The organism is Levilactobacillus wangkuiensis (assembly GCF_016861605.1).
Lineage (GTDB): Bacteria > Bacillota > Bacilli > Lactobacillales > Lactobacillaceae > Levilactobacillus > Levilactobacillus wangkuiensis.
Genome location: NZ_BOLM01000037.1, coordinates 1 through 9668, shown reverse-complemented (window position 1 = coordinate 9668; position 9668 = coordinate 1). Strand labels below are relative to the sequence as shown.

Below are 9668 nucleotides of genomic sequence, written 5' to 3'. Positions count from 1 at the left end.
GGAAATAAGGCACGAAACCAAAGTTCGGTTTCGTGCCTTATTTTTGTTCTACAGAGGCTAGTTATGTCACAGCCTCTTTTTAATTACGCAAATTGCCAACAAAAAAGAAAACCCCAAAAACAAAAGGGTTTCCTCAAAAAACACAAAATCAATTAGTTTTCGTCAGCAGGGCGTTCGTCCTTAGAAGCACGCTTTTGCGCGTTGTAGTAGAAGATCCATGCGACTGCCCCGAAGAAGATAGGCCCGATGATCGTCCAGAAGGCGGTCATGTAGTCGTGGTCCAGAATTGGTTGGAGACAGGTAAACCCAATCCCACCGACCAAGATGACCAGTACGACCGTCACAATAACGTTCGTCCACAGACGGCTCTTGAAGATGACGAATGGCCGTTCCAGGTCCGTCCGACGTTTGAAGAATGGGAAGGCCCCAATCAAGAACAGGTAAGGGAAGGACGTTGACACGTTCCCCATATCCGTCAAGATCAAGTAGAACTCGTTAGCCGCGTTGCCCCCAAAGGCAACCAAGAAGATGAAGACGGCAACTACGATAGCTTGGACCCACATTGCGTAACCGGGCATGCCGGCCTTGTTCAGCTTCGTCATCCGAGCTGGCCACAATTTTGGTGAAGACCCCACGATGAAGGACTTCAGTGGCGAGTAGACCAGAACGAAGAAGGAACCCAGGTAAGCCATAAACATGCTCAACCCAGTCAACCGGGCTAACACGTGACCCATCGTCAATGAAGCGGCACCGGAGAGGCCCATGGCTTTACCCAAGACCAGTCCCAAGTTGTTCATCAACACGTAGGTAATGTTCCCCAGGTTGACTTGACTCTTGCCCAACACTTGGGTCCAGTTGGCACTGATCCCCCAGAGGAAGATGGACAGGGAGTACATGATGGTAATGGCAATCGTTGAAATGATCAAACCCTTTGGGAAAGTCTTTTCAGGCTTCTCCATACTATCGGTGATGCCCCCCATGGATTCCATCCCGGCGTAGGCGAAGACCGCGTACGTCACGAAGGACAACAGCGCCATTGGTGAAGAAAATTGTGGATTTGGCGAGGCCACGAAGCTGTGAATCCCGTTGATTGGTTCAGCGAGTTGACCGTGATTTAAAATGACAATCACGATACTGGCAATGAAGAAGACCCCGGTCAGGATCATCACGAAGATCCCCCCCAATGAGGAAATCTTAGCGATGGAGTTGATTCCCCGTGAGGCGAAGAAGGTCACGGCGAGAATCCACACGATACCCAATAGACCGATTGTTTGCGTCGAGCTCAGTCCCAAGAAGGACCAAGTTTGCGTTTGGTCGGAACCGGAAATCAGCGTTGACAGGGGGATCCAAACCTTCGTCGAGGTTGACAGCATCCAGATGATCCAGGATGACAACCAGATGAAGGTCCCAATGAAGGCCCATTTTTCACCGATGGAACCGGCTAACCAAGAATAAATCCCACCTTTGGCTTCCTTAAACGAAGACCCGTATTCCGCCAGCATTAACGCACTTGGCAGGAAGAAGAGGAGTGCCGCTAAGATGTACCAGATGATACTTGCGTAACCCATTTGATCATAGGCGACCGTCGTGTTGGCAAAGCCGTAGATGGCCGTGAAGATCATTAAGATCAGACTAGAAAGTCCAATCTTCTTTTGCTTATCCATTTTTAATATCTCCCATTATATGTGGTGACGATTGGTTCACCCGTCTTATAAATTAAGGTCCTGGTGATAATTCAAAGGACCCATGTCGGTGGCCTTGGTGATCAAGGTCGCGGCTAGCTCGCGGTAGCGCTTAATTCCCAATGCAGCGTTCGCGTTCGCCTGTTGCGTTAAGTAATGGTTGAGCTCGATACCAGACAGTCGTTGACCGGTGGCATCCGTTTGCTTCACGGACTGTTTAAAGGCAATCCGCAGGTCCTTTTGCACGGCACTGACCGTTGGCCAAGCCTCGTGGTAGTGGGCATCTAGCAAGACACTCACTAACTTGTAGACCCAGTAAGCAGATTGGTCGTCGTAGGTTTCGGCGCCCAGGTGATAGGCGTCTGGCGTACTGTCGATGCCGGCGTAGAAGGGCACGTAGACGCTCTGTGCGGCGACACCCATGGCCAACCACTGAATCCCAGCCAAAGCGGGGTCCATGTCGGGCCGGAGCTGCAGCACGTGAGATTCCTGGGTCTTGGCCAAACTGATTGGCCGAAACGCGGTCTTCTCAGCGGCTGAACCGGACCCCACCGGATCGTACGGCGTGCCTTCAAAATGACTGCTCAGGTAGGCCTGGGCCTCGTCCACAGCCAGCAGGTGGTCGGCGTACTGAATAAAGGGAAGCTTAAATGATTGCGGTTCTTGCGTCACTTGTGGGGTGAAACGACGTTGGCCGTCCCAGACCCGTGGCGTATTGTAGTACAGATCCGACTGATCCTGGGTCCCAAAGATGTCGCGCCAAATGAACCGGTCACTGTGTGGGTTCAGGTGGTTGGTCGCTACAAAGCTTTGGAGATCCCGGGCGTAGAGGAAGTTCGCGTCATCGTGGAAGTCAATGGCTTGAATCGCCATTTGATTGGCAACGACGGCGTAACCGTTAGCCGGAATCCGCTGAGCGACCCAGTAGTGACCCGCACCCGTTTCCAGGTACCAGGCTTCCTGCTGGTCGGCAAACAAAATACCGTTGGACTCGCTGGTCCCATACGTTTCGACCAATTGGCCAAGACGTAAGACACCTTCTCTGGCCGTCTTCACGTAGGGCAAAACGACGGTCACCATGGCTTCTTCGCCGATGCCATCCTTGACCAACGGATCAGCGCCAAGCACGCGTTCGTTGGAGTAGGTACTCTCCGTGGCGCTCATGGCCACACCGTAAGCGTTGATACCGTCTTCTTCAAACAGACCATACTTGTCGGTCCATTCGGGGGTGGCGGTATACTTCGCGGCCGTCAGGGGCAAGGGCATGGTGAAGCCATTGTCGGTACTGACAAACTGTTGCGGCGTGGTTGCGGTCTTCGCTGGGTGGACGACGAAGTGCTTGGGCCAAGCGGCCTTGGCATCTTCGTTACGCCCAATGATGACCGAGCCATCCACCGTGGCCCGAGGACCAATTAAAATACTGGTACATGCGGAATAATTCAATAGGGGCTCTCCTTTCTAAATTTGATTAGACTACAGTCCTAATTCTAGCATGTTTATTTTAGGTTCGATTAATTTCGGGGCGTTTTTAATTATTTTGTTTATAATTCTCATAAAAATAAATATTTATGCAGAAAGATTGCAAGCGCTCCGGGGCTTTGGTGGTTAGTTGACCCGGCAAAGCCCCTCCTATCGCTGGTCAACGGCCCGTCGATGTGGTTAAATAATTAAAACGACACAACGCGTGAGAGGAGTATAAGATGAGAAACACATTAGAAAGTAGACGTGAATTTGGGAAGCATCTCTTGATTTTAATTGGGTCCGCCCTGATTACCGCCATCGCCCTGAACGAATTTTTGGTGCCGGGGAAGATCTTTAGTGCCGGAATCAACGGGATTTCCCAGATCATTTCAACGTTATTAGAAATGGGTGGCATTCACCTGAGTACTGGGTGGTTCATCCTGCTGTTCAACATCCCCATCGGCCTGCTAGGTTGGTTCAAGGTCGGCCGGAGCTTCACCATCTACTCGATTGCCGTGGCGGTCCTGACCTCGCTACTGGCCATTGTGGTGCCCGTGAACAATATTTCCAACAATTCCCTGTTGGCTGCGCTGTTTGGTGGTATCCTGACCGGGATTGGTGTGGCCTATCCCTTGAAAAATGGGTTCTCGACCGGGGGCATGGATATCGTCGCCGTGGTGTTGGAGAAGACCACTGGCCGGACGATTGGGACGCTCATGATGATGATCAACTTTAGCATCGTGATCTTAGCCGGATTTTTATTTGGCTGGGAAAGTGCTTTATACACGATCATCTCAATTTATGCAATGTCGCGGGTCGTCGACAGCATTCACACCCGGCACCAAAAGCTGACGGCCTTCATCGTCACCACGAAGCAGGACGCCGTCATCGACGAGCTGAACCAGACACTGATTCGTGGCATCACGGTGATGCCAGCGTTCGGGGCGTACAGTCGCAAGGACAGTGCGGTCCTGATGACCGTCATCTCCCGGTATGAACTGTATGCCTTGGAGCACGCGGTCAAGGACGTCGACGCCAACGCCTTCGTGAACCTGGTCAACACCGTGGATATTGAAGGAAACTTCTACAACGAAACGGAACAGTTGAAGCTGAAGCAAGAAAGCGTTAAAAGATAAGCTGATTCTTGCTCCGACGCGGACTTACCGGTATAATATGACTATTCACATACAGAAGGGAACGAAATTAAATGCCAATTGTTAACATCGATTTGATTGCTGGTCGTTCACAAGACCAATTGAAGGCCTTGGTTCAAGACGTCACTGCTGCTGTGACCAAGAACACCGGCGCTCCAGCCGAACACGTGCACGTCATCTTACGCGAAATGCAGCCTAACCGTTACGGTGTGGCCGGCGTTTTGAAGAGCGACGAAAAGTAATAAATATTTGCGAAAACTTATAAACCGCCACCAAGTCCGATATACCGGTATTGGTGGCGGTTTCATTTTGAAAAACGTTTGGCTAACGCGGTCGTTTTCGGTATACTAGTAACAAGTGCGACATCACGGCAAAATTAGGCCGTCGCTAACGAACGAATGAATGGAGAGTTGAACGATGAGTGATCAACAATACATGATGGCAATTGACGAAGGGACGACGAGTACCCGGGCTATTTTATTCGACCGGCACGGCCAAATTGCGGGACAGGCACAGCGTGAGTTTCACCAGTACTTCCCGCAACCAGGTTGGGTCGAACACGACGCAAACGAAATCTGGAATGCGGTGCAATCCGTTATTTCTGATGCGTTAATCGATTCAGACGTACAACCTTACAAGGTCCGCGGTATCGGGATCACCAACCAACGGGAAACGGCGATCATCTGGGACAAGAAGACCGGCGAACCCATTTACCATGCGGTCGTTTGGCAATCCAAGCAGACCAGTGAAATTGCGGACCAGTTAAAGGCCGATGGCTATTCCGACGCCATCCACGAGAAGACCGGGCTGGTCATCGACTCCTACTTCTCCGCCACCAAGATTCGGTGGATCCTAGACCACGTTGACGGGGCCCAGGAACGCGCTGAACGCGGCGAACTGTTATTTGGGACCATCGATACCTGGATCCTTTGGAAGCTGACCGGGGGCCGGGTCCACGCGACTGACTACACCAACGCCAGCCGGACCATGCTCTACAACATCCATGATCTGACTTGGGACAAGGAAATTCTGGGCTGGTTGAACATCCCCGAATCCCTGTTACCAGAGGTTCGCTCCTCTTCCGAAATCTACGGCTACACCGCGGGCTACACGTTCAGTGGGGTTCAGGTACCGATTGCCGGAATCGCCGGTGACCAACAGGCCGCTTTGTTTGGGCAGACCGCCTTTGACAAAGGGATGATCAAGAACACGTACGGCACCGGGGCCTTTATCGTGATGAACACCGGTGAAGAACCCACGCTATCGCACAATGGGTTACTGACCACGATTGCTTACGGGCTAAATGGCAAGGTGACTTATGCGTTGGAAGGGTCCATCTTCGTGGCCGGTTCCGCCATTCAATGGTTACGCGACGGCATGCGCTTCTTTGAAAATGCCAGCGAATCCGAAAAAATGGCCGTGGATGCCCAAACGACGGGCGACGTCTACGTGGTCCCTGCCTTTACTGGGCTGGGTGCGCCATACTGGAACCAGGAAACGCGGGGCGCCGTCTTTGGCTTGACTCGTGGGACTACGCGGGAACAATTCGTCCGCGCCACGGTTGAAGCCATTGCGTACCAAACGCGAGACGTGGTCGACACCATGACCAAGGAGACCGGGTTGAACCTGCAGTCCCTGAGTGTCGATGGTGGGGCCGCCAACAACAACTTCCTGATGCAGTTCCAGGCGGACATTTTAAACACGCCGATTAAGCGGGCCGCTATCAACGAAACGACCGCTCTCGGTGCGGCTTATCTGGCCGGCTTAGCCGTGGGCTTCTGGCCCGACATGGACACGATTCGCGCGATGCACAAGTCGCGTGATGAGTTCGTGCCACAGATGGCCGAAGACAAGCGGGCGCGCTGCTACAACGGCTGGCAAGCAGCTATCAAGGCAACGCAAGCGTTCCATCAAGACTAATTGAAAATAAAACGAAACGGCTCACCACTGCAGCTTGCAGACGGGTGAGCCGTTTTTCGTTAAGTATGGAGAGATAGAGATGCGTAAAGGATTGTGGTTAGTGATTGGCGTGCTCATTGTCGGTGGCCTGTGGGGCTGGGTCGTGGTGAGTGACCCCAGTAGTGCGCAGGGCCAAGCCTATGCGGAACGCACGGTCAACCGGGATTTGCGGACCCACCAGTGGTCTAAGATTAAGGCCTTAACGGGCAACGACCAGCAGCTGTTGCGCCGCCTGCAGCAGCACCCTAAAATCACGGTGACCGTGCAGCCGGATGGCGATTGGCCGGCCAGTTGGTATATGGGAACCATCACCGGGACCAAGTGGCATCTGTTACTGAAGGTTCACCGGCAGAAGATTGATCCGCTGGGCCTGTTTTCCCGGTTTCGGGTGACCAAGATGTGGCGCGACAATTAATTAGCGCAATTGCCTAAAATGGCGCGAACGGTTTTGATGCGGGCACACCAGTCGTTTTCTAAGTAGTTGGTATACGGTTGGCTGAGCAGAAAGGCTAATAGCGCTTGTTTTTGCGGTTTGTCCAGGTAAACGAAGGTCCGCGGGGCCACGAAGGTTGGGTCGACCGTGCGCAACGTCTGCGCCGATAAGGTGGGCAGCGTCGCCACGGCTGAAATGGGGATGGCGATGCCTGCCGCGCCCAGGTAAGCCTGAATGGCCTGCGGGTCGTCGTGCTGGAGTTGTTGACCCAGCTGGGCGAGTTTTGCCGGCGCTGCCGTGAGTGGCTGGGCACACCGCACGAACAGTGTGACACCGCCGTGGGCTCCCGTCATATGCACGAAGCCCTGAAAGGCGTGCTTGAGAAAATGCTTGCGATACTCGAGCACCTTTTCGCCGAGCCGAATCTGTTCGGTCGGCAGGGGATGCAGGGAAAAGAGAATCGTGGGCAGGTTGGGGTCGTAAAGGGTTTGAATCGTGGGACGCATGGGGAAACCTCCTTTGGTCTTAGTTCTAGTTTACCATTGTCGCGGGCAATTCGTGTAGGGGCGTGACGGTTACCCGAAATTTTAGACGCGAAACTGGCCGAACGGGTTGCGGGAATTGTGCACGCATTCGGGTTACAATGGGGATAATCAATTAAGTTGTTGAATCATTGAAGGAGGAATCTGCGATGGCAGTCTTGACGGCGGCACAGAAAGTTCAAATTCTTAGCGACCTGGTGGCGATTCACTCGGTCAACGATAACGAGGTGGCGGTGGCCACTTACCTGCAACAGTTGTTGGGTGAACACGGTATTCAGGCAAAATTATTGCCGGTGAATGACAATGCGCAACGTCCTAATTTGGTCGCCGAAATCGGCAGTGGTCGGCCAGTCCTGGGCATTTCCGGGCACATGGACGTGGTCTCACCCGGTGAAGTTAGTCAGTGGCAAAGTGACCCATTTACGTTAACGAACCGTAATGACCGGTTATACGGTCGCGGGGCAGCGGATATGAAATCCGGGCTGGCCGCGTTAACGATTGCCCTGATTGAGCTGCACGCGGCCGGGCAACCCACGCACGGCACGATTCGTCTCATGGCCACGGTGGGCGAAGAGGTCGGCGAATACGGCTCCCAGGCCTTCTATGAGGCGGGGGCCATGGACGATGTCGATGCCCTATTGATTGGGGAACCCACCGGCTACAACCTCTTCTCCTCGCACAAGGGCTCGATGGATGTGCGGTTGACGGCCAAGGGCCTCGCCGCCCACAGTTCGATGCCGGAGTTAGGGGCCAACGCGATTGATCCGCTGCTGGCAATTTTGACGCAGGCCAATCAAGCCTTCCGGGAAACGGCCAAGGAAAACGCCTTGCTGGGTAAATTGGCGTTCAACACGACCATCTTCTCCGGGGGCAATCAGGTCAACTCGATTCCCGAAGCGGCCACGGCCGAGATGAACGTGCGGACGATTCCAGAATTTGATAACGCCGCCGTGCGCGAGACGCTCCAACACTTGGTCGACCAGCAAAATGCGCAGGGCGCCCAGGTGACCATGGACATCTACATGGATCAATGGCCGGTTGCAGAGCCGCAGGACAATCCGCTGAGTAATTTGGCGGCTAAGCTGGGGGAGCCGTTTGCCGGTGAACCGATTCCCAAGCTGCCACTGCCCGCCGTGACCGATGCGTCCAATCTGTTAAAGGATAAGGGCAATCAGTTCCCATTCATCGTCTTTGGCCCCGGTAGCAACACGGCCCATCAGGTCGATGAATATGTCGACCAGCAAATGTTCCTGGACTTTACGGAACTGTATCAACAGCTGTTACCCGGCTATTTAAACCTGAAATAATGAATTGTATCTAACAAAAAGTCGCCACCTCAACGTTTTGGGGTGGCGACTTTTGTGGCTTATTCGGCCAATTTTAGGTAATCTTGTAGGTAGGTAGCGAGGCCGTCGTGGTCGTTGTCGAGCGACGTGACGTCCTGGGCCAGGCCCTTGATGGCTGGGGTGGCATTTTGCATGGCCACCCCCCAACCGGCATAATCGATCATGGCCGTATCGTTGTGCTCATCGCCAAAGGCAATGATGTTCTTGCGCGCCACGTGGTACTGGTGGGCCAGGAAGTCCACCCCGGTTGCTTTCTGGACACCCTTGACGCCTAACTCCACGACGGCATTTGGGCCACCCCAAGGGGCAGCGTCGACTTCATCACTGAAGTTGTGTCGCAGGTAGCTCAGCAGGTGTTCTTGATGGCTGCGGTCAACCGCGACCGTCAAGCTCGTGGGGTTTTCGGTCAACGTCTTTTGGTTCAAGATTTGATTGGACTGCAAGACGGAGGGGAAGAAACCCACTTCGACAGGTTGGTCGCGCACGGCCAGGAAGAGATTCTTGCCTTCGGCGGCAATCATGTTGATGCCTAGTTCTTCACGGTGGGCCAACAGGTCGAAGGCCACTTCCTTGTTAAAGGTGTATTGGTATTCGTCCGACCATTGTTGGTGGGGGATGTGTCCCAGGCTGCCGTTAAAGTTGATCATCGGGCCCTCCAGGTGCAACTCGTCGTAAAAGTTGGCCGAGATCCGGTTCGGTCGGCCGGTCACGATGCTGACGATGTGACCCGCTTCTCGGGCTTGGGTCAAGACGCGCTTGGTCTTGGCAGAGATTTGAGATTCTGCATTTAAAGTCGTGCCATCTAGATCAATGGCAATTAATTTTCTTTCCAAAGAGAAACACCTCGCAATTTCGTTGGTTGATTGGATTCACGTTCAAAATAAAACTCGCCTTTACAACTTAACACATCTTTCTGAAAATAGCGACCATTTCACTTTCACCCGGGGTAGAGTTCGCCCGGTGAAACGGGTATAATGGGAACAGAATTTAAGACGAAGACTAGTAATATGTATATAACGCGTAGTGCTAGTCTATTCGCAATCCACTTCGACCACGAACCAAGTTGCTATGAACCTTAAGTGTATTCCACA

At 53.2% G+C, this 9668-nt stretch carries 9 protein-coding genes; 5 read left to right on the top strand and 4 right to left on the bottom strand.

From position 1 onward, the window contains the following. Window positions 1-152: 152 nt before the first annotated feature. A complete protein-coding gene (gene yjeM / locus JUF13_RS14125) occupies window positions 153-1664 on the bottom strand; it encodes a glutamate/gamma-aminobutyrate family transporter YjeM (protein WP_203640182.1) in 1512 nt (503 codons plus the stop codon). Between the two features lie 45 nt (window positions 1665-1709). Continuing rightward, window positions 1710-3125: a C69 family dipeptidase gene (locus tag JUF13_RS14120; protein ID WP_203640181.1), complete on the bottom strand. Its 1416-nt coding sequence runs from the start codon at window positions 3123-3125 to the stop codon at window positions 1710-1712. Window positions 3126-3382: 257 nt separating this feature from the next. Here JUF13_RS14120 and JUF13_RS14115 point away from each other — a divergent pair, with 257 nt between their 5' ends. From JUF13_RS14115 to JUF13_RS14100, 4 genes are all read left to right on the top strand, one after another. Then, window positions 3383-4279: a YitT family protein gene (locus tag JUF13_RS14115; protein WP_203640180.1), complete on the top strand. Its 897-nt coding sequence runs from the start codon at window positions 3383-3385 to the stop codon at window positions 4277-4279. A gap of 71 nt (window positions 4280-4350) precedes the next feature. Next, window positions 4351-4539, top strand: a complete 189-nt coding sequence (thmT, locus tag JUF13_RS14110; protein WP_048736130.1) for a 2-hydroxymuconate tautomerase — start codon at window positions 4351-4353, stop codon at window positions 4537-4539. A 175-nt stretch (window positions 4540-4714) separates the two neighbouring features. Beyond that, entirely contained in the window at window positions 4715-6217 is a 1503-nt protein-coding gene (gene glpK, locus JUF13_RS14105) for a glycerol kinase GlpK (protein ID WP_203640179.1), read from the top strand. Window positions 6218-6296: 79 nt separating this feature from the next. Further along, window positions 6297-6671 (top strand): hypothetical protein, encoded by a 375-nt coding sequence (locus JUF13_RS14100; RefSeq protein ID WP_203640178.1) that lies wholly within the window; start codon window positions 6297-6299, stop codon window positions 6669-6671. Here the strand turns inward: JUF13_RS14100 and JUF13_RS14095 are convergent. After that, window positions 6668-7195: a hypothetical protein gene (locus JUF13_RS14095; RefSeq protein WP_203640177.1), complete on the bottom strand. Its 528-nt coding sequence runs from the start codon at window positions 7193-7195 to the stop codon at window positions 6668-6670. The two genes, JUF13_RS14100 and JUF13_RS14095, sit on opposite strands and share 4 nt — an antisense overlap. A gap of 185 nt (window positions 7196-7380) precedes the next feature. Here JUF13_RS14095 and JUF13_RS14090 point away from each other — a divergent pair, with 185 nt between their 5' ends. Then, entirely contained in the window at window positions 7381-8538 is a 1158-nt protein-coding gene (locus JUF13_RS14090) for an ArgE/DapE family deacylase (RefSeq protein WP_203640176.1), read from the top strand. A 59-nt stretch (window positions 8539-8597) separates the two neighbouring features. Here the strand turns inward: JUF13_RS14090 and JUF13_RS14085 are convergent, their stop codons facing one another. Further along, entirely contained in the window at window positions 8598-9410 is an 813-nt protein-coding gene (locus tag JUF13_RS14085) for a Cof-type HAD-IIB family hydrolase (RefSeq protein ID WP_203640175.1), read from the bottom strand. Between the last annotated feature and the right edge of the window lie 258 nt (window positions 9411-9668).

Coding starts and splice junctions, on each gene's coding strand:
- yjeM (WP_203640182.1), bottom strand. CDS start 1,664: ATGGATAAGCAAAAGAAGATTGGACTTTCTAGTCTGATCTTAATGATC.
- JUF13_RS14115 (WP_203640180.1), top strand. CDS start 3,383: ATGAGAAACACATTAGAAAGTAGACGTGAATTTGGGAAGCATCTCTTG.
- thmT (WP_048736130.1), top strand. CDS start 4,351: ATGCCAATTGTTAACATCGATTTGATTGCTGGTCGTTCACAAGACCAA.
- glpK (WP_203640179.1), top strand. CDS start 4,715: ATGAGTGATCAACAATACATGATGGCAATTGACGAAGGGACGACGAGT.
- JUF13_RS14100 (WP_203640178.1), top strand. CDS start 6,297: ATGCGTAAAGGATTGTGGTTAGTGATTGGCGTGCTCATTGTCGGTGGC.
- JUF13_RS14095 (WP_203640177.1), bottom strand. CDS start 7,195: ATGCGTCCCACGATTCAAACCCTTTACGACCCCAACCTGCCCACGATT.
- JUF13_RS14090 (WP_203640176.1), top strand. CDS start 7,381: ATGGCAGTCTTGACGGCGGCACAGAAAGTTCAAATTCTTAGCGACCTG.